General features: G+C 41.2%; 25 protein-coding genes and 3 pseudogenes. 8 read left to right on the forward strand and 20 right to left on the reverse strand.

Annotated features, from left to right (window positions below):
• Positions 1-69 precede the first annotated feature (69 nt).
• The 3 genes from F6K38_RS07220 (at position 70) to F6K38_RS07230 (ending at position 1,832) form a co-directional block, all read left to right on the forward strand.
• Complete coding sequence (locus F6K38_RS07220; protein ID WP_154659904.1) at positions 70-294, forward strand: hypothetical protein; 225 nt, start codon at positions 70-72, stop codon at positions 292-294.
• A gap of 15 nt (positions 295-309) precedes the next feature.
• On the forward strand, positions 310-672 hold the full coding sequence (locus tag F6K38_RS07225; RefSeq protein WP_287356377.1) for a hypothetical protein: 363 nt from the start codon (positions 310-312) through the stop codon (positions 670-672).
• Between the two features lie 701 nt (positions 673-1,373).
• Positions 1,374-1,832 carry a peptidoglycan-binding domain-containing protein gene (locus F6K38_RS07230; RefSeq protein ID WP_009149902.1) on the forward strand — a complete coding sequence of 153 codons (459 nt, stop codon included), beginning with the start codon at positions 1,374-1,376 and terminating at the stop codon, positions 1,830-1,832.
• A gap of 415 nt (positions 1,833-2,247) precedes the next feature.
• Here F6K38_RS07230 and F6K38_RS07235 read toward each other — a convergent pair whose 3' ends face one another.
• Genes F6K38_RS07235 through F6K38_RS07245 form a run of 3 tightly spaced genes read right to left on the reverse strand, consistent with a single transcriptional unit; the run spans position 2,248 to position 3,071 of the window.
• Positions 2,248-2,652 carry a type II toxin-antitoxin system VapC family toxin gene (locus F6K38_RS07235; RefSeq protein WP_009149899.1) on the reverse strand — a complete coding sequence of 135 codons (405 nt, stop codon included), beginning with the start codon at positions 2,650-2,652 and terminating at the stop codon, positions 2,248-2,250.
• Entirely contained in the window at positions 2,652-2,894 is a 243-nt protein-coding gene (vapB, locus tag F6K38_RS07240; protein WP_009149896.1) for a type II toxin-antitoxin system VapB family antitoxin, read from the reverse strand. Before vapB ends, F6K38_RS07235 begins: the two co-directional genes overlap by 1 nt.
• A gap of 33 nt (positions 2,895-2,927) precedes the next feature.
• A complete protein-coding gene (locus tag F6K38_RS07245; RefSeq protein WP_287254418.1) occupies positions 2,928-3,071 on the reverse strand; it encodes a hypothetical protein in 144 nt (47 codons plus the stop codon).
• Positions 3,072-3,342: 271 nt separating this feature from the next.
• Here F6K38_RS07245 and F6K38_RS07250 point away from each other — a divergent pair, with 271 nt between their 5' ends.
• From F6K38_RS07250 to F6K38_RS07265, 4 genes are read left to right on the forward strand one after another with little or no spacing between them, the layout of a single operon-like run.
• Positions 3,343-3,639 (forward strand): type II toxin-antitoxin system Phd/YefM family antitoxin, encoded by a 297-nt coding sequence (locus F6K38_RS07250; protein WP_009149893.1) that lies wholly within the window; start codon positions 3,343-3,345, stop codon positions 3,637-3,639.
• Between the two features lie 40 nt (positions 3,640-3,679).
• Positions 3,680-3,841 (forward strand): hypothetical protein, encoded by a 162-nt coding sequence (locus F6K38_RS07255; RefSeq protein ID WP_154659902.1) that lies wholly within the window; start codon positions 3,680-3,682, stop codon positions 3,839-3,841.
• Between the two features lie 25 nt (positions 3,842-3,866).
• Complete coding sequence (locus tag F6K38_RS07260) at positions 3,867-4,283, forward strand: element excision factor XisH family protein (RefSeq protein WP_009149891.1); 417 nt, start codon at positions 3,867-3,869, stop codon at positions 4,281-4,283.
• A complete protein-coding gene (locus F6K38_RS07265) occupies positions 4,271-4,606 on the forward strand; it encodes a XisI protein (protein WP_009149888.1) in 336 nt (111 codons plus the stop codon). Before F6K38_RS07260 ends, F6K38_RS07265 begins: the two co-directional genes overlap by 13 nt.
• Before the next feature lie 216 nt (positions 4,607-4,822).
• Here the strand turns inward: F6K38_RS07265 and F6K38_RS44095 are convergent.
• The 3 genes and pseudogenes from F6K38_RS44095 to F6K38_RS07280 form a co-directional block, all read right to left on the reverse strand.
• Positions 4,823-4,996, reverse strand: a pseudogene (locus tag F6K38_RS44095) (type II toxin-antitoxin system HicB family antitoxin); the annotation flags it as partial.
• A 135-nt stretch (positions 4,997-5,131) separates the two neighbouring features.
• Entirely contained in the window at positions 5,132-5,740 is a 609-nt protein-coding gene (gene hpsU / locus F6K38_RS07275; protein WP_009149883.1) for a hormogonium polysaccharide biosynthesis acetyltransferase HpsU, read from the reverse strand.
• Positions 5,730-5,960, reverse strand: a complete 231-nt coding sequence (locus tag F6K38_RS07280) for a hypothetical protein (RefSeq protein WP_287356379.1) — start codon at positions 5,958-5,960, stop codon at positions 5,730-5,732. Before F6K38_RS07280 ends, hpsU begins: the two co-directional genes overlap by 11 nt.
• Here F6K38_RS07280 and F6K38_RS07285 point away from each other — a divergent pair.
• A complete protein-coding gene (locus F6K38_RS07285; RefSeq protein ID WP_287356381.1) occupies positions 5,938-6,120 on the forward strand; it encodes a hypothetical protein in 183 nt (60 codons plus the stop codon). The genes F6K38_RS07280 and F6K38_RS07285 overlap by 23 nt on opposite strands.
• On the opposite strand, the gene F6K38_RS07290 is transcribed toward F6K38_RS07285, so the two are convergent.
• From F6K38_RS07290 to F6K38_RS07355, 14 genes and pseudogenes are all read right to left on the reverse strand, one after another.
• Positions 6,105-6,731, reverse strand: coding sequence for a YdcF family protein (locus F6K38_RS07290; protein WP_009149877.1), 627 nt, complete (start codon positions 6,729-6,731; stop codon positions 6,105-6,107). The two genes, F6K38_RS07285 and F6K38_RS07290, sit on opposite strands and share 16 nt — an antisense overlap.
• A 3-nt stretch (positions 6,732-6,734) precedes the next feature.
• Positions 6,735-6,950 (reverse strand): hypothetical protein, encoded by a 216-nt coding sequence (locus F6K38_RS07295; RefSeq protein WP_287253781.1) that lies wholly within the window; start codon positions 6,948-6,950, stop codon positions 6,735-6,737.
• A 16-nt stretch (positions 6,951-6,966) separates the two neighbouring features.
• Positions 6,967-7,737 carry a glycosyltransferase family 2 protein gene (locus F6K38_RS07300; RefSeq protein WP_009149875.1) on the reverse strand — a complete coding sequence of 257 codons (771 nt, stop codon included), beginning with the start codon at positions 7,735-7,737 and terminating at the stop codon, positions 6,967-6,969.
• Positions 7,738-7,871: 134 nt separating this feature from the next.
• Positions 7,872-8,449: pseudogene (locus tag F6K38_RS07305) on the reverse strand (class I SAM-dependent methyltransferase).
• A gap of 227 nt (positions 8,450-8,676) precedes the next feature.
• Positions 8,677-9,849, reverse strand: a complete 1,173-nt coding sequence (locus F6K38_RS07310) for a glycosyltransferase (protein ID WP_287295167.1) — start codon at positions 9,847-9,849, stop codon at positions 8,677-8,679.
• Between the two features lie 446 nt (positions 9,850-10,295).
• Positions 10,296-11,426 (reverse strand): glycosyltransferase family 4 protein, encoded by a 1,131-nt coding sequence (locus tag F6K38_RS07315; RefSeq protein ID WP_287295169.1) that lies wholly within the window; start codon positions 11,424-11,426, stop codon positions 10,296-10,298.
• 56 nt (positions 11,427-11,482) lie between these two features.
• Positions 11,483-12,460: pseudogene (locus F6K38_RS07320) on the reverse strand (acyltransferase family protein).
• Between the two features lie 61 nt (positions 12,461-12,521).
• Entirely contained in the window at positions 12,522-13,883 is a 1,362-nt protein-coding gene (locus tag F6K38_RS07325; RefSeq protein WP_287295172.1) for a hypothetical protein, read from the reverse strand.
• Entirely contained in the window at positions 13,876-14,127 is a 252-nt protein-coding gene (locus F6K38_RS07330; RefSeq protein ID WP_287295174.1) for a hypothetical protein, read from the reverse strand. Before F6K38_RS07330 ends, F6K38_RS07325 begins: the two co-directional genes overlap by 8 nt.
• 15 nt (positions 14,128-14,142) lie before the next feature.
• Complete coding sequence (locus F6K38_RS07335; protein WP_287356383.1) at positions 14,143-15,360, reverse strand: glycosyltransferase family 4 protein; 1,218 nt, start codon at positions 15,358-15,360, stop codon at positions 14,143-14,145.
• A gap of 23 nt (positions 15,361-15,383) precedes the next feature.
• A complete protein-coding gene (locus F6K38_RS07340; RefSeq protein ID WP_287257114.1) occupies positions 15,384-16,271 on the reverse strand; it encodes a glycosyltransferase family 2 protein in 888 nt (295 codons plus the stop codon).
• A 327-nt stretch (positions 16,272-16,598) separates the two neighbouring features.
• On the reverse strand, positions 16,599-17,321 hold the full coding sequence (locus F6K38_RS07345) for a hypothetical protein (RefSeq protein ID WP_287293842.1): 723 nt from the start codon (positions 17,319-17,321) through the stop codon (positions 16,599-16,601).
• A 16-nt stretch (positions 17,322-17,337) separates the two neighbouring features.
• A complete protein-coding gene (locus F6K38_RS07350) occupies positions 17,338-17,922 on the reverse strand; it encodes a polysaccharide pyruvyl transferase family protein (protein WP_287293847.1) in 585 nt (194 codons plus the stop codon).
• 129 nt (positions 17,923-18,051) lie between these two features.
• The gene (locus F6K38_RS07355) at positions 18,052-18,429 is read right to left on the reverse strand and encodes a hypothetical protein (protein ID WP_287293840.1); all 378 of its coding nucleotides are present in this window, start codon (positions 18,427-18,429) and stop codon (positions 18,052-18,054) included.
• Positions 18,430-18,442 lie beyond the last annotated feature (13 nt).

Below are 18,442 nucleotides of genomic sequence, written 5' to 3' on the forward strand. Positions count from 1 at the left end.
ATAGTTTGAGCTTAGCATCTTGGGTTTTAGGGAATCGGGAGGTGGGAATCGGGAGGTGGGAATCGGGAGGTGGGAATCGGCAAGAGGCAACATTCAACATTCAACCTGCCAACCTACCCTACAAGGGACGGCAAGGGCGAACAACCAACTAACCTAGCCTACAAGGGACGCCAAGGGCGAACAACCTTGGCCTTTCGGCCACGCTACGCGAACAACTTGACAACTTTCAACCTACCCTTCACCGAACGCCAAAGGCGAACAACTTTTCCAACCCCTACTCCCGGCCACCTCTAAGATTCTTCTTCGTCGATGTCGATCGCATTTTCCTACCACAGCCATCTGCGATCGCATTTTCCTACCACAGCCATCTGTGATCGCATTTTCCCACCACAGCCATCTGCGATCGCATTTTCCCACCACAGCCATCTGCGATCGCATTTTCCTACCACAGCCATCTGCGATCGCATTTTCCCACCACAGCCATCTGCGATCGCATTTTCCCACCACAGCCATCTGCGATCGCATTTTCCCACCACAGCCATCTGCGATCGCATTTTCCCACCACAACCGATTCCCGATTCCCGATTCCCGATTCCCGATTCCCGATTCCCAATTCTCAATTCTCAATTCTCAATTCTCAATTCTCAATTTCCTGTAGTATCCACTGTCTAGAGAGGTATTTTTCGCTTAGGATTGAAAATTGTTATGATCACGGGTTATTCAACAGAAAAACAAAGGAAGCTTTTGCCGAAATACCACCTGCAATTCCTGAAGCATACAATAGCGGTTATAAATTGAAGATCAGACAGCTTAATTGAGTATAACGGAAAAACAAACCAATAATTGTTCCATCTTTTTTCGGTTGCTCAATCGGTCTGGACTAGATCTATCGCAGTTCTCAATTGGTTGAGGTAGATTTTGGAGTTTAGGCAAAAGGCAAGAGGGAACAGGGAAAAAATCCTGTGTACTTCATAGGTATGAGGTAAGCATTCAGCCGTCAGCCGTCAGCCGTCAGCTTATTTTATTCACAAGTTGTTCGGTGTAGCGTGCGCTATGGGCATAAACTGTTTCGGTAGCGTGGCCAAAGGCCTTTAGCTGAATACTTACGATCTGAAAAACCCTATAACCACAGGATCGCTATCAAAAACGCGTTCGCGTAGCGTGACCAAAGGTCAATCGCGTGCATCTCATTAAAGTTTGACTCGGTGATGGGTTACTACCGACCGTTGATTAGCTGACGGCTGAGGGCTGATAGCTGAATGCTTACCTCCCTACTCCCTACTCCCTGCTCCCTACTCCCTAATTCCTACCCAATTGAAAACCTTGAATAGTCGCTTGTTAACCAAAACCTATTCACAACTTCAGCACAAATCATGAAAAACTCAGAAATACCAATCCCAAATCCCGCCCAAACCATGATGGCGGATGACCAATCCATGACCAATTCACCAGAAACTATGGACAATCAAGACCTAGGGATGGCAACCGCCCCATCCATGGAAAGCCCAAAAGAAGTGATCAACGTTGACGCCCAACATTCCTATCCTCCCTATCCTCCCTATAACCCACCATCCCTAACCCTTGACACAATTACTACTGTGACTATGCCAGTGCTGACTCCTGGTAACAATGGTGACGCCGTACGATTTTTGCAGCAGATCCTAATCAGCTTGGGCTACACCATTGTTAAATTTAACGCCAATTTTGACCGATATACCTACCTAGGTGTGACTCAATTCCAACGCAACAACCGTTTGAAAGTGGATGGAGTAGTTGGCTGGCATACCTGGCGTAAGTTGGGTGAAGCTAGTGTCTCCCGGCGTCGTTACTAGGGCATAGGGAGTAGGGAGTAGGGAGTAGGGAGTAGGGAGTAGGGAGTAGGGAGTAGGGGAGTCAGATCAGTTTTCCCTTTTGCCTCTTGCTTCTTGCCTATTCTGTATTCCCGATTCCCGATTCCCGATTCCCGATTCCCGATTCTAAATTCTAAATTCTAAATTCTAAATTCTAAATTCTAAATTCTAAATTCCCGATTCCCTGTTCCCTCCTGATTAATCATTCGCCAAGGAAAAATTGACACAAATATCCAATATACTGCTCGCTTTGTGTATGCTTTAATTACACAGATACCTCTCTAGCATTTTCATTGTTTCACATCTCAACTGAAAATGCTAGGGTTGATCAGATACTTTAGAAAAGTTAGCAATCAAAAAGACAACCGGATCAATCCGGTCATTTATTATCATCCCTCTACTTAACGTCGAGGACTTTCAACTGCAAGTTTTTTTGGTAGGCGCGGATTTCTCGATCCACAGTTGCCACTGTCAAACCTTTCTCCAAAGCCTGGCTGATCAGCATCCTATCAAAGGGATCGCGATGGAGCAGGGGCAATTTTGATAACTGAGTAACACTACCTTCATCAAGATCGAGACTAGCAATTTGGTGAAGTTCACGCTGCTTTGGCAAAAACTTCTCTGGTGGCTCTGGCAATGGTAGCTTACCCAGTTGATACTTGACTATTGCCTCCCAAACTGAAACAACACTCAAGTAGACTTCGTTATCTGGGTCGCGGATGATGTCTCGAACATCTGTTGATAGCCGAGTGTCGCCACTGATGAACCATAGGAAAATATGCGTATCTAACAGAATTTTCACTATTGCTCAAACCCGTCTAGAATCTCATCTGGCAACGGGGCATCAAAATCATCAGGGACTTTAAACTGGCCGAGACAGAGTCCAAATGGACGTAACTGCTTTTGAGGAGTAGTTTCAGACTGCTGCTGTCCATACTTGCCCAACAGAAAATCAATGAAGTCTAATACCTGCTGCTGGAATACAGGTGGTAGCGCTTGCCATTTAACAAACAGCTCTTCCCTAGTTGCAGTAGGAGCATCCATGATTTATTACCTTAAACTATAGTCCACTTTATTCTAGCTGGGAGTAGGGAGTAGGGAGTAGGGAGTAGGGAACAGGCAAGAGGCAAAAGGCAAGAGGCAAGAGGCAAGAGGCAAGAGGGAACGCTGAGCTGACTCCCGATCTCCCCACACTTTCGACAGTTGAGAAAACCGTTGCACTGAGCACATAGTTCCGACACTCCCCCCCGAAGTCCCTTTTTAGATCAATTTTGATCAAAAAACCGTTGCACTGAGCGCACACTTGAAAAAACCGTTGCACTGGCCGCACACTTCCGACACTTGGGACACTCCCCTTGCTTGGAAGTTCCTTTTCCTATCAATAGTGATCAGAAAACCGTTGCACTGAACGCACACTTCAGAAAACCTTTGCACTGAGCGCACACTTCAGAAAACCATTGCACTGGCCGCACAGTTCCGACACTGTTGCCTATTGCTAGCATGCCTATTCCCGATTCCCTATTCCCTGCTCCCGATTCCCTATTCCCTGCTCCCTTCTAATTGCTATACTCAAAGCGTTGCCTCTGGAACCATCATCATGCACCAAATTCACTTGAAGGAAGCAGAGACTAAACTGGCGGAACTACTTGAAGCAGCAGCAGGGGAAGAGGTTGTCATCCTCGGTAGTGATGGGAAATCTTTTAGAATTGTGCCAATGATTGCAGTACAAGCAACCCCTAAGTTTGGCAGCGCTAAGGGGCTAGTCAAAATTTCAGATGATTTTGACTAACCGTTATAATATTTTATGGAATATAGCGGTTTTTCGCCTAATGAGGTACACAGAATTTTTGCCCTGTTTCCTATTCTCTCTTCCTTCCCTCTTCTCTCTTCCCTATTCCCTATTCCCTGTTCCCTGTTCCCTGTTCCCTAAAACCATTAAATCTGTACCTCACCAAATTGAAAACCGCTATAGTAGATCTATTGATTTTTGAATCATTATAAAAAGCAAATGTAGCAATGCCTGCTCAGGATATATTTCATGATGTTGTCAAAAAAGCGCTTGTCCAAGATAATTGGGTAATTACTCACGACCCGTTAACGTTAGATTTACGCGATCGCCAATTGCATATCGACTTAGGTGCCGAAAGGCTAATTGCTGCACAGAAGGAGAATCAGCAAATTGCCGTTGAAATTAAAAGCTTTATTTCATCTTCTAGTGTCTTTCAATTTCATTTAGCGTTAGGGCAGTTTTTGAATTACCGGATTGTACTACGCCTCAAACAACCACAACGAGTACTTTATTTGGCTGTTCCTTTATCGATTTACGACGATTTTTTTGGTGAAGAACTCCCTCAACTTAGTATTAAAGAGTATCAAGTTAACCTGTTAGTATTCGATCCTAACCAGGAGGTAATTGTGCAATGGATAAATTAAACCAGTATCGTGAAGCGATTAAGAAAATATTAACCGATTACAGTAAAATAAAACCTTCGTTTGGTGATATAGACCGCTATACTTCCTTTGATCTAGAAAACGACCACTATCAAATATTCAGTGTGGGTTGGGAAGAGCATCGTCGTGTCTATGGTTGCTTGATTCACATTGATATTATCAATGACAAGATTTGGATTCAATATGATGGGACGGAATATGGTGTAGCGAATGAGCTTACTGATTTGGGAATTCCTAAGTATGATATTGTATTAGCCTTTCACACTCCGTTTATGCGTCAGTATAGTGATTTTGCGGTGGGTTGAGTTGTGGGGAATAGGGAACTCAGAATTTAGAATGTAGAATGTAGAATGTAGAATGTAGAATGTAGAATTAAGAATTAAGAATTAAGAATTAAGAATTAAGAATTTAGGGTTTTTCAGTATCTTTGGCTCTTCCGTACTTCTTATGCTAAATAAACACTTTGGCAAAGGGAGCAGGGAATAGGGAGCTGAGGCCGTAGGCCACGCGGGGCGCGTTCGGAGCAGAATAACGTTAGGACGGTTCGCTTCTTCAAAATGACACTGAACAGCATCTCGAACCATCGCTGTCAGCTGATCCAAGGTGTCTGCTTGAGTAAAGATAGATTCTCCCAAAGCCCTGGCGGTATAGCCCTCGTCCGGATCTTCCTCAACCAAAAACACAACCTGGCTCATGTTAATCACATCATTATTTTCTATAGTCATTATGCCATGGGGAGATGAGGAGTCAGATTAGCCTTCCCGACTCCCGACTCCCGACTCCCGACTCCCGACTCCCGACTCCCGACTCCCGACTCCCAATTCTAAATTCTAAATTCTACATTCTACATTCCCTACCTCCCGTCGATACCGAGCACGTGCTGGTGTTCCCCAGCATACTTGCTGCTCTGGGATATTACTAAACACACTGCTGCGAGCACCAATGACGGCATTCGCTCCAATTTGGACACCGGGAGCAACGAAGCAATCGGTGGCAATCCAGGCTCCGTTACCAACATTTATCTCAGATGTGATTAAACCAAAGGCTGGGTCTTTGATATCGTGACTACCGGTACAGAGGTAACATTTTTGCGAAATAATGCAGTGACTACCAATGCGAATCCGATCGACGCTGTAGAAAACCACATCATCGCCAATCCAACTGTAGTCACCAATTTCTACTTTCCACGGGTAAGTAAAACGAGCAGTGGGTCGAATGACGACATTAGTACCAATCTTGGCTCCAAATAATTGGAGCAGCCATCGGCGGAAGCCGTTGAAGTTATGAAGACTTAAGGGAAAAGCGATCGCTTGCACCAACCACCAGATTAAGATTAACCAGCTGGGACGCCCTCGGTCAAATCGAGATGAGTCGTATTTGCGTAAATCAACTAAGGGGGCTAAATCTAAAGCTGGTAGTTTACTTAAGTCAGTAGTCATCTATTGATTTGGTTGAAGGTTGAAGGTTGGGTGGTTGAAGGTTGGGTGGTTGAAGGTTGGGTGGTTGAAGGTTGGGTGGTTGAAGGTTGGGTGGTTGAAGGTTGGGTGGTTGAAGGTTGAAGGTTGAAGGTTGTTCGCCTTTGGGGTTCGGTGAAGGGTAGCTTGTTCGCCTTTGGCGTTCCCGTAGGGTAGGTTGAATGTTGAAGGTTTTAAGCGTCAACCGGCCAACCTGCACCCGACTCCCGACTCCCGATTCCCGATTCCCGATTCCCGACTCCCGATTCCCGATTCCCGATTCCCGATTCCCGATTCCCGATTCCCGACTCCCGATTCCCGATTCCCGATTCCCTATTCCCCCCAAGTATCATGCTCTCAAATAATAATGAAGACTCGCTCCAGTATGACCAGTGATAATCCAAACCACTGAGCGCCCTACATCCCGTGCCACTCGCAGCCAGGATTCCTCAGGCCGCTGGGAAGGAATGGCCACAGGGGTGAAGGCAATACCGTGACTGCCGAAAACAAAGAAGGCGATCGCAATCGACCGACGCATGTGAAAGTCTGAGGTGATTAGATAGACATGGTGGATGTCATGGGTTTGGAAATCTTGAACTAGGGAGGTAAAGTTGGTGACCGTATCGATAGCACGCCGATCAATATGTACTTGCTGATCAGGAATACCTGCTTCCCGAAAGACCTTTTGGGCTTGTGGGGTGGGCTGTCCAGAAGAGACCCAAATATCAAGGTTAGGATGTTGCTGAGCAAACTCAGCTGTAAATTTTTCCCGTGTAATATCTCCACCGAGGGTCAGAATCACCTCAGGAGTGGGGGATTGGAGATGGGCGAGCCCTAAGCGAATGGGAATAAAACTAAGAGCAATCAATAGGATGGTAACGGTAAATACCACCCGCATTTTCCGTAGGGTTTTGCGAGGGTAGCCAAAACCAGGTTTATTGGTGAAACGTCCGCGTGACGATAAGTTTCGTTTCATGGGTCAATACAAGGATTTTCCCGTAGGGTTAGTTGTAGGGAGTAGGGAGTAGGGAGTAGGGAGCAGCACAGTCTTAGGGATCCAGTCCCGTCTTGAGGGTTCCCCCCATCTCCCCACACTTCCCACACTCCCGATTCCCGATTCCCGATTCCCGATTCCCGACTCCCGACTCCCGATTCCCGATTCCCGATTCCCGATTCCCGATTCCCTATTTGACAATTCTTAAAGTTTATATTTACTGCTTCTGTAATTTTTCAAATTCAATCAGCCTAATCGATAACAGAGTTTCCGCCAGCATCCGTTGAAATGCATAATACCAACCATGCCAACCATCGAAAATTCCGCCCTTAAGAATCAGACAGTAAAATAGGATAATAAAGGGAGCAATAATTTTTTGTTTGCGAATTATGTCACCTATACTAATTTCATTATCTGGGGTCTGGGTTAGTTTTTTGACTTCAATTATCATGTATCGGTCTTGGGCCCACAACCAACGAGTTAAGGGTTTGCGGTCATCGTGATGGATATAGGCAGAGAGTATTGCTGATTTGCCATTAACTTGCAAAAGCTGGGTGTGACCATCATCAATATATGTTGATTTGTCTTTGCGAAATAAAACTTGACGAGGGGGAAGTATCGTTCCTCTAAGGGGTTTGCCAAAAACACAATATTTGAATTTGGCAAAATAGCCATTTATTTCTGTATCCGTTTGTAAAGCTTTGATTTCAGCTATTAACTCATTGGTGACACTGTAATCAGCATCTAATGACAGTACCCATTCAGAGGTTACTTGTTCTAAACCGTAATTCCATTGTGTTGCGTGGGTGTCAAATTTTCGCTGAAATACTTGAACTTGAGGATATAATTTAAGAATTTCTAATGTTTCATCTGTGCTGTAACTATCAATTACAACAATTGTCTTTGCCCAGGTAAGCTGTTGAAGGGTACGTTGGATATTGGGCGCTTCGTTGTAGGTGAGAATGAGTGGGGTAGTTTTTTCTAGCATTTTATATACAGCAGTTCTCAGTTGGTTGAGGTACAAATTATTGGGTTTTAGGGAGCAGGGAGCAGGGAGCAGGTAAGAGATAAGAGGTAAAAAATACTGTGTACCTGATAGCTATGAAAAATGCTGTAACTTAATTAAGTTGATTCTAGCTGACTTAATCTGCTAGAACACAACATTGATTTCCAGAGATAGGGATATCTACCTGCAAATTTAAAATTGATATCTGTATAGTTTTCTGATTCGAGTAAAGTGGTTAAGGTTTTTACAGAAAAGAATTTTATATGTCCGCAATCCCATAGAGCGGTGAAGTGTTTATCCATTTTTCCTGTGACGGCGAGCATGAGATTTTTGAGATAGCCATGATAAGGCGTGGTAATAATTAAACGTCCGTGTGGTTTGAGGACTTTTTTTGCTGCTCGCACCAATTCTTTGGGATAAAATAAATGTTCAATTACTTCCAAGGAAATAACAATATCAAACTTATCTGATAATTCTGCATAAGGGAGATTGTAGATACTTCCTTGAATAAATTGGCAATCAGTGAAATTATCGCTAGCTAATTTAATTCCTGATTCTGATTCTTCTACACCAACTACTTCATAGCCTTGTTGTGCAATAAAATTAGTGAGACTTCCGTTACCACAACCAATGTCTAAAATACGAGTTTTTTGTTGATTATGTGGGGGGGGACGGTTTCATTTATCATCTCCATCAGAGATTTTATTAAATAAGCATGATGATGTAAATGGTTACTATTTTTATAAAAATATTCTTATTTTTTTGTTTTTAATTTCATTGGATCAATCACTAATTATTGTAGTTATTTGAAATTAGATATAGCAATTATATATCCCATAAGGTACAAATTGATCCCCCTAAATCCCCCTTAATAAGGGGGACTTTGAGGTTGAGAAGCGTACCTCATAACTGCGAGAAACGCTATATAGGTTGATTATGGATGATAGCTGTATAAACTTGAATCAATTTTTTGGCTATGGAGTCCCAGGTGTATTGTTCAAAGATGAGTTGACGAGCGCGAGTTCCCATTTCTTTGGCTTGTTGGGGAAATTGCAAACACTGGGTTAAAGCATTGGCAATAGCCTCAGCATCAATATCAACTACATGGGCAACGTTTGCAGCAGCAGCTTCTGGAAAATTACAGCCTGTGGTAATAACACAAGGTAAACCTGAAGCCATACCTTCCAGCACAGACATACTAAACCCTTCAGAATAGGAAGGGGCAACATAAATACTAGCAGCAGCAAGGGCAGCATATTTGAGAGAGCCTGTTAGCATCCCTGTAAAGGTAACAGCATCCAGACAACCTGCATTGGCAAAGTAGTCTTTGGCCGTAGGTAAGAAACCAATATTATCAGGACCAGCAATAATTAGGTGAGTGTCGGAAAATTTAGAGTGTATTTTACCAAAGGCTGTTGCTAGCAAGTCTAATCCTTTTTTGGGGTCGATACGTCCTAAGAAAATAATCAGAGTTTTGTTACGAGTAGCTGGAAACTGTTGATAAAAAGGTTCAGGATTAGGGAGTTTTTCAAAGTCTTGACGGTGGATGCCGTTAGGGGCAATAGTAATAGGAGTTTTGAGGTTGAGGGGTTTAATTTGTTCCGCTTCCGTAGAGGCTAGCATTTGCAGTGCGCTAGCGTTTTGGAGAGCAGGCTTTTCTAATAGAGTGTAGTAGATGCGCTTTTTTAAGGCTTTATAGGAAAGTGCCCAAGGGTCAAGCATCCCGTGTGGTATAATAACATAAGGGATATTATACCATTGACAAGCCCAGTAAGCAGCCAGGTTAGGAACTGAAAAAATCGCATTAGTTTGTACTAAGTCATAATCGCCGATGTGTTGGAATAGCCACTTACTCAGAGAAAAACTAAATTTGTAGTCTCCAATCCCTTTGTAAGGAAAAAACTGTAGGCGATAATTAGTTTTAGCCAACCAGGTTTTTACAGGGGCTTCTATAACCTCAGAACCATTAGCATTAGTGGCTACTAGGTCAACAGTAATGCCTAAGTTACCCAATGCTTGAGCTAGTTCCACTACGCATTTAGATGTACCCCCATAAACAGCCCCTAAAGCAGGAATAACAATCAGAAGTTTCATCAGTAATTATAGCGGTTTTAAATTAAATGAGGTACAAATTTTTGAGGTGCGACCCGTGGCGAATTTAATTCGCCAACGGAAAGCGCACCTAAGGTTTTAGGGAGCAGGGAGCAGGGAGTATGGAGCAGGGAGTAGGGAGCAGGGAAAAGAAATATGTCCTAAGCTTTGCTTCGACTGCTATACCTCATTAGGCGAGAAACCGCTTTAGTGATGTAAGCATTCAGCCTTCAGCTGTCAGCCGTAGCGCATTAGTTGATAGCTGATAGCTGGTAAGCATTCAGCCGTCAGCTGTCAGCCGTCAGCTATTCGCGTTCGCGCAGCGTGGCCATAGGCCAAGGCCAAGACTCACGCTGCTTGAGGTGCTTATTTTATTCAAAAGCACCTAAAGTAGCGCATTAGCTGATAGCTGATAGCTGATAGCTGATAGCTGATAGCTGAATGCTTACTTAGTGATTAGCTAAGGCGTATTCAACAGCTTTTATCAAACCTTGAGCAAAATAGTCCGGAGAGAATTTATGGATGTGTTCCAGGGCGGCTTGACTCATCGTTTCTAGGTCAATTTCACCCGAACTTACCTGAACCATTAATTTAGTTAGCTGTTCCCTATCATAGGGATTAAAACCAAATCCATTGATACCTTCAACTACTAAGTCTTCAAAACAGCCACAGCGATTAGATACTAGCACTGGCAAGCCAGCAGCCATAGCTTCGTTGACCACTAATCCCCATTGTTCGTGAGTACTAGCATGGATAAAGCAGCCAGCGTGAGCAAAATAAGGCAGAAGTTCTTGTTGTTGTAAAAAACCAGTCAGATGAATAAACTTAGTCAACCCTAAGTCTTTAATCTGTTGCTCAATTTGAGAGCGCATTGAACCATCCCCACACAGGACTAACTCCCAAGCCCTGTCTTTGGCTAGTTGGCGATAGGTAGCGTAGGCTGAAATTACAAAAGGAAGATTTTTCTTAGGGATAAAGCGATTGATAGCCAGGAAGTAGGGCTTGTTTAAAGGATGTGCCAGAGATTTAATTTTGTCGGGATGGAAAGCATCATTACCTACGACATCATAGCCGCAAAAAATGGCTTCCTTAGGTAGTCCTAATTTGATCAAGTAACGTTTTTGTGGTTGCCCGCCCACTAAAGCCGATTTATACCGGTTAAGTAGCCAGCGCTTTATAGTTTCACGCCACCAGGCTCTAGTAAAATCTGTTTCTGTAGTCTCAGAAAGCAAAATTGGTAGTTTACTGTGCCATAAACTCCATACTAAAGTGGCAATCATGGCTGATTCAAAATAGCCAGCAATCACCACCACATCAGGCTGAACCTTCCTTAGGGTAGAGTAAAGTTTTGGGAGTAATTGATGAAACTTTACCTCCTCTCGCTGTCGATCGCTGACAACAGAAATAAGCGGAAATGGAAGATTTTGTAAATTAGCTTTCCAGGCATAGTCAGCTTCGGCTCTTGCCAATTCTATACCAACTACATTCCAGCCTATTTTATGACAATGCTCGTGTAAAGCACTGACACGGGAAATATGGTAGGGGCCATAGTTAGTAAACAATACTGCGATTTTGAGCACTTGAGTTAAGCTAAATTAGTTATGGATTAAAGCATAATTGGCTGTTACTTTTTGTCTTAGGTACCAAGCCATTCTTGTAGATTTAATTTTCTCAGTATGAAAATCGTCTGCATGGTGAGCATTAGGGATAGCAAAAATACGCCTAGATCTAGAACTATAGTTCCTGAGATGTTAAATAAATTTGCTATATCCTGAAGACCCTCAACAAACAGAATATGGATCAGATAAATTCCATAAGAGTATTTACCAAAAGCAGCAATTTTATCTAGAACTATAAACTGATCATTTTTAAAAGTAATAGCAAATATTAACAGACATATTCCTGCTAAATTTTACCATAAAAAGTTACGACCTTGGAGTAACATTAATATAGTTAAAACAATCGCTATAACTATACATGACAGGGGCAAAACTTTAAAATCCTTTTTTTCTCTTAGATTAAATAAATTATCCACAACGGCAACTGTAATACCCCATAGTGCTGCTGGTAGTGCCTGATAGGATAAAGAAACTGTATAGCCAAGTTGATTGATTAAGTTATAGTTAGGTTTGATTAAGACTACTATTCCAGTAATTAATGCTATTATTGCTAACCAAGATTTACTTTTAGGATGCTTATAAGCGAACTTTGCCAATAAAAATGTTACCAAAGATACTACTAATATAAAAGGTAGAAACCAAAGATGATGAGTAGTTCCTGTCCATAAAAACTCTAACTTAATATTAATACTTGTACACAAATTTGTAATCCAGCAATTTAAATATCTAATTAACAAATATAAAATCGACCAGATTAAGAAAGGAATATAAATTCTATTGAATCGGCTAATGGTGTAGTCAGTAAAACTAACTGTTGGTTTTTGGATTACTTTAGTAAAAATAATAAAAACAGCTGTAGATGTAAAAAAAGGTACAGCAAACCTTCCTAGCACAGAGGTAAAGCCAAGTTGAGGCGAACTAACTGTGTGAAGCCAGACGATGGAAATAGCAGCAAATACCTTAACTGCATCTAATGTAATAAATCGTTGCTTCATTTTGGCAAAAAAAAATCTATTTATATGAATTTGGTTGATAATTAAATTTAGTTTTTAAAGCTTACGACGTAGACATAAATCTTCCCTTAGCTTTTTTGGATCCGTAGCGTTCTAGCATAAGGACAAACACATATCCAAACAAAGCTGGCCATAATACGAGTAGAGTAAATTCTCTACCTAAGTTAAACGTTAGCCCTAAACAAATCAGAAATAATCCTAACCGCAATGTGGAATATTGCTGCTTCCAAAGCCTACTCATAAAACTCACCCAGCTAGCCATTAAAATCGCCGCACCCATTGGTCCAAAAATAGGACCAAAATTAAAAAAACCTTGTCCAATTAATCCAGTTGAAATAGTAGCAAATACCCCAATGTCATTATCAGCACCACCAAATCCCCGTAAGATAGCATAGTCAATTCCAATTAGAGGTTTATTAGGCCAGATTGCTCTAGGAATTATATTAGCTGCTTCTGCTAAATAGCGACCTCCGTAAGTTAAATTGATACTTCCTTCTTGGTAAAATTGATTGATATAACATAGTTCTTCTAGCATATTTAATCCCAAGTGCCCTTCTTCCTCTACTTCTTCTTGGAATTGCGGGGCAAAATCTGGATTAAATAATCCTATAAAACCAATGTTACGATAAGTAATAATTAACGTCATCAATTCATTAATAGCCCAAAAAGTAGCCATGCTAATTAATGCCTTTTTCCAAAGTGAATCTCGGGAAAATAACGCATAGCTAAAATAGCCTGGCATAATCACTGCTAGAAGCAGGTTACGGGTTCCAAGAAAAATAAAATAGGGCAGTACAATCACGATAAGTAAAATATTTAAAAATTTAAATATTTTACTCATTGGGAGGGGCAAAAGTACACCAAAGAAGGCACAAACTAGGGTATAAACATAACCAGCAGAGGAAACAATAAATCCACCACCACCACCAGTAGCACTCCTGCCCCACATTTGTATTCCTCGACGACCTAATACCGGAAATAAAGCAGCGGCAATGTTTCCGTTGACACGGCTAACTCCATATGCTAATAAAACTAGCCAAACGAAGGCTAAAACTATTAAAAGTTGTTCAGGATTAAAAGTAGTAAATTTAAAAACAGTATGATATTTATTGATAAATCGGCGAGAAAGGGAAGGGATGAATAGGCGAAAACTTATTAAAAAAATAATAATTTGCCAATAACATTTTTCGAGTATTAATGAATCAAACTGAAGAAAGTTCTCAGGCGTGTAAAATAGTTCTACAAAATACCAGGCTCCAATAGTGGCATACACACCCAGGGCGGGAATACTCCAAGCTCGTTTGTCTCTGACTAAAAACGCTTCAATGACTAAGATAAAAAGTATGCTTGAAGCCATGACATAAATAGGGACAAGGTCTTCGGGAAACCCGACAGAATCAGTCATTAATCAAAACTCTAGCAAAGGGAACAGGGAATAGGGAGTAGGGAATAGGGAGTCGGGAGTCGGGAGTCGGGAGTAGGCAAGAGGCAATAGGCAAGAGGCAATAGGCAATAGGCAATAGGCAATAGGCAATAGGCAAGAGGTAAGAGGTAAGAGGTAAGAGGTAAGAGGTAAGAGGCAAGAGGTAAGAGGCAATAGGCAATAGGCAATAGGTAAGAGGCAATAGGCAATAGGCAATGTCGCTCACTCGTCCTGAGAACTGCTATATATGTTGCAGATTTTCTTGGAGTTGAGGCAAACTGAATGGGAACAGATCGAGTTGATGCTGGGAAAAGCGTTGCAATTGTTGGGGGTGATTAAGACACCACTGCAATTTTTTAGTGATCGCTTCTCCTGAAACCTCTGGTAAGATCAAGCCATTCTCTTGATCTTTCACCACTTCTCCACAAAATCGGGACACAATTAGGGGTAATTTCCAAGCTTGAGCTTCCAGTTGAGTTAAACCAAAGCCATCGGAAAGGGTAGGGAAGAGAAATACATCCGCTTGTTGATAATACTGGCTGGTGCTACTGCGGGGAACGGAACCAATCCAGCGCACATTTGGCAAGTTTTGTTGGGCTGGGGTGAGGGTAATCCCTAGGGATCCTACAATCTGAAATTCAATGGGTTCGTTTTGTAATAATCTCGCTGCTTCCAGCAGGGGAAAGATACCTTTACGTAGGATAACTTGTCCGAGGAACAGCACTCTGAGGGGACGCTGAGGGGAAAAGTGTTCCGGATAGGTGCGCACAAAGCCTTGAGATGTGGTAGGTGCTTGGTAAGCCAAGGGAACTACGGCAATTTTCTCTGAGGGTACCCCAACTTGTTGTAGGGCTTGGCTAGACCAGGTGGAGTTAACTACAATCCGGTCTGCCAGGTGACATTCTTTTTGCCAGTTAGTCCAATAGTCCGGGGGAGCTGGTTGCCAGGTTGATTGATCATGGGGATGTTGGCGGTGGGCTTGGGTAACAATTTTTTCTTCCACAATTCCTGGATCTATTTGTCCGAGGACAGTGCGCCACCCTTGAGCTTTGGCAAATTGTAATAGATCTAAGGCTGCGTAGCTGTAAGTAAAGAGAATGGGAGGTTGATTAAATTTTGGAGCAATTTTTGCCAGATAGTTGACAGCGTTTTGTTGAAACCAGTGATTACGGGCAATGATTTGCTCCCAACCATGCACTTTTTGGAGACGTTGCTGGATTTCTAGTTGAATTAAGGAATTGGTAAAGGCGTGAGTGGATGCTTGAGCAAGATCTGGGTGGAAGCGATCGCGTAAACTGGTGAGCAGGTTTTTGGGTAGATGGTTGAGGGGAGATTGGGGAGTAATCCAAGCGTCTGTAATCAGGTGAGATAGATTACCCTGTTGATGTAGGGATCTGGGGATTGCGTAATGTTCCCTTGCTCCGATTTGACAGCAGATCCAATGTTTTTGTGTTGACACTTTTGGCTTACAAAGAAATAAGTTCAGACAGTTTCTATTTGTGACTTACTACTAGACAATTTACGACTTAAACGCAATGTTTCAATTCCTACAGTCTGACGTTCATTACGATATTTCCACATAATGTCAGGGATTTGCAGTAAACCTTGTTGAATACCTCGCCAACGACCTATGCTTGCAGCATACTTGACTCGGTTGAGAACCTGTAAAACTCCTAATGGCCATGCTTGAGCAGGATACCGTAGATATGCAAGCAAAGCGGTATTGGCAATATGAGCTGCGTTGATTGGCACGCTACCATGGTGTTTCAGATCGGTGTCATGATAAACTCGTAGGGATGCTGTATTAAGTATATTCCAGCCTGAGTCTAATAGTTGTAAGGCAACATCAGCTTCTTCCATTCCGTAGGCATAACGTAAGGGCAAGTAGCCACGAGTGTTCAAAAAAGCCTCACGACGTATGAGACAAGCACAATTTTGGAAGCAGGCGATTTCACCGATTTTACTGTCTGTAGGTACAGAATTCATACCAGGTCTAACTTCCTGTGCAGAGAGTACAGCGGCTTCCGGATGGGCTGCAAATAAATCAGCTGCGATTTGAAAGTAATTTGAGTCTAGAGGCCAAGAATCATCGTCAAAACAAGCAATTAGAGGAAAACTGGCTTTACGAATAAGCAGATTTCTACCACCTCCAGGTCCTTGAGTTGTATTACTTTGAAACCAATGTACTGGCGATTGAGAAAATACTTGCCTCAGACATTGCTCTGTCTTTTGATCTCCAGCATCTATATGAACCAGGATCTCCGCCGGACGTGGTGAACAATTCAAAATATACTTAAGTGCTACCAGCAATACAGTTGTGCGTTTCCAAGTAGGAATAACAACTGAAATTGGGAGAGTTTTTTCACACATTGAGTTCTCTATAGAAAACCACAGATTTTGCTTAATAGTAAAATAATTTTAGGATTTTTGTGAAATGGGTATCTTTTCTATTACTGACATTAGATGTTTCTGTAACTACCCAATAATTTTATTTATCTTAAACACTTTCCGCCTCAAGCGTGGCTTCATAACATTAAATTCTTCATGAAAAATAAATAGCAATCCTATTAAAGTGCCAAATGCTCCGACAGAGAACAAATTTCTGTAATGTTGTAAGCGAAATTGGGTAAATGGATATGAATAAGAGTTTAAATTTTGAAGAAAAGGTTTTTTACCACAGAAATGAATTAAGGTTGGTTATTTTATATTTTTAGGTGGAAACATTGAAGGGCTAAAAAAACGTTTTCTACTTTTTTCTTTAGAGTGATCCACTACTATATATTGTAAATCAGCAACAGAAATAGACAGAGTATTCTGATCCGCTGCCTTCAAAACCATGTAATTGAATATTCCTTGCTCTGCAAAGTTAAAGGTTCCGGGATTTTTTCTGGAAAACTCTTCTAGACGTATGTATGTATCAAGATCCAAACAATCTTTCTTTGCTGCAAATGCTCCTGCACAAAAGAAAGGGCGATTGAGCCATTGAAAATCAGGATCTATATTATTTAATTTGTCCGTATCAAAGAAGAATTGCTTAATATTTTCTTTATCTTTAATCGAAGACAATAGATTAGAGAGAATTACAAAATCATAAAGTTTTAGATTTATTTTTGAAAGTACATTTCCCCAAAAAACAATATCAGAATCTATACACAAAAACTCATCAAAAGGTGATTCCCAAATAGAAGCAAGCTTTGTTCTAGGAGAACCAGGACATATCTCTCGCAAAATTGAATGTTTAAATTCTGAGGTATGTAGTGTTTGAACATTGTAAAGTTCTTCAATTTCTGTAATACTGAAATCTCCATCAACAATTACGCAGATTGGTACTTCAGGTAAATAGTAGCGAATACTTGCACAGGTTGCTTTCACCATAAAGTAGTCAGCCTTGTAACAAGCTGTTATGATTCCTAGGGTCATGTTTTTTCTGCAGTTATTATCCGTAGAAAGGTACTTTAAGTAATATGTCTGATAATTTACTGTCTATAGAGTTTTTTGTAATCTTATATAATTCAGAAATATCAGTAGCTTCAGGAGAATCCCAGTTAATTTTAACTGTATCTGAAGGCGAATCATAGCCATTTAAAACATTAGTATAGTCTTTCAGTCTAAAGTCCGTGTGTAAATTCTTATGAATAAAAACGCAAGGTGTTCCAAAGGCGAGGCATGGTAGCGCACAATGTAGGCGTGAAGTAATTACCAACTTCGCCTTAGCATAATAAGTTAAGAGATCAATAGCACGATTTAGCTTGTACCCATGCCAACGATATTTATAAGGCTCAACGTTGTGCGTTAAAAATTTCGCTTTTTCTAATATGTAGCTAGGAACTAAAGATCTTAATAATTGCGTTGTGTCTGGTATATGACCGGCTGCATTCTTCAAATGAGCATCTACGACTAAAACTTCGTCAGTTCTTTCTATTTCTGGATTCTTCAGAGTAATAGTAGGACATCCTGAAAAATAGGCATCTATATTAATCTTGTTAAATTCCTTAACTGTTCTTGAATCTCGACATCCAATAGGTTACCACTGTTTGTAATATGAATAATATTTACTATCAATTAAGCTAAGGTTACTAGCATGAAAACCTGAAAATATTGGCAAAATCTCTGATGAAGGTGGCCAATTACTGGGTAGATGAGTAAACCATCAATTCATCATCAAAATAGTTTTTTGTGGGAAAGGAGTCGAATCCAAAAACTCGCGATGACAAGGATAAAAGTCTATAGAATATTTGGAAAGATTTGTGATTTGCGCGATTGTTTGTATTTCATCGCCGATATTACAAGAATCATATACAAGTGCACCAAATTGTAAAGAGGATTGTTTCACCGTTTGAAAATTATCATTAGAAGATAGAAAACTAGATAAATAGCGAACTTTTTTTATCCACTGACATGTATAGTAATTCTCTAAAACATCTCCTACTAGACTTCTTAAACCTTTTTTATTGTCTATTTTTTGACGTTGAATATACAAACTTTTCATGGCAAATTTATGTATATATAAAACTTTTTTATTTGGCAAAATGAGAACTTGA

Source organism: Moorena sp. SIO3B2, from assembly GCF_010692525.1.
GTDB lineage: Bacteria > Cyanobacteriota > Cyanobacteriia > Cyanobacteriales > Coleofasciculaceae > Moorena > Moorena producens.

Coding starts and splice junctions, on each gene's coding strand:
- F6K38_RS07345 (WP_287293842.1), bottom strand. CDS start 17,321: ATGACCCTAGGAATCATAACAGCTTGTTACAAGGCTGACTACTTTATG.
- F6K38_RS07225 (WP_287356377.1), top strand. CDS start 310: ATGTCGATCGCATTTTCCTACCACAGCCATCTGCGATCGCATTTTCCT.
- vapB (WP_009149896.1), bottom strand. CDS start 2,894: ATGGATGCTCCTACTGCAACTAGGGAAGAGCTGTTTGTTAAATGGCAA.
- F6K38_RS07310 (WP_287295167.1), bottom strand. CDS start 9,849: ATGAAACTTCTGATTGTTATTCCTGCTTTAGGGGCTGTTTATGGGGGT.
- F6K38_RS07290 (WP_009149877.1), bottom strand. CDS start 6,731: ATGAAACGAAACTTATCGTCACGCGGACGTTTCACCAATAAACCTGGT.
- F6K38_RS07325 (WP_287295172.1), bottom strand. CDS start 13,883: ATGACTGATTCTGTCGGGTTTCCCGAAGACCTTGTCCCTATTTATGTC.
- hpsU (WP_009149883.1), bottom strand. CDS start 5,740: ATGACTACTGACTTAAGTAAACTACCAGCTTTAGATTTAGCCCCCTTA.
- F6K38_RS07340 (WP_287257114.1), bottom strand. CDS start 16,271: ATGTGTGAAAAAACTCTCCCAATTTCAGTTGTTATTCCTACTTGGAAA.
- F6K38_RS07265 (WP_009149888.1), top strand. CDS start 4,271: ATGGATAAATTAAACCAGTATCGTGAAGCGATTAAGAAAATATTAACC.
- F6K38_RS07300 (WP_009149875.1), bottom strand. CDS start 7,737: ATGCTAGAAAAAACTACCCCACTCATTCTCACCTACAACGAAGCGCCC.
- F6K38_RS07285 (WP_287356381.1), top strand. CDS start 5,938: ATGTTGAAGGTTTTAAGCGTCAACCGGCCAACCTGCACCCGACTCCCG.
- F6K38_RS07255 (WP_154659902.1), top strand. CDS start 3,680: ATGAGGTACACAGAATTTTTGCCCTGTTTCCTATTCTCTCTTCCTTCC.
- F6K38_RS07260 (WP_009149891.1), top strand. CDS start 3,867: ATGCCTGCTCAGGATATATTTCATGATGTTGTCAAAAAAGCGCTTGTC.
- F6K38_RS07230 (WP_009149902.1), top strand. CDS start 1,374: ATGAAAAACTCAGAAATACCAATCCCAAATCCCGCCCAAACCATGATG.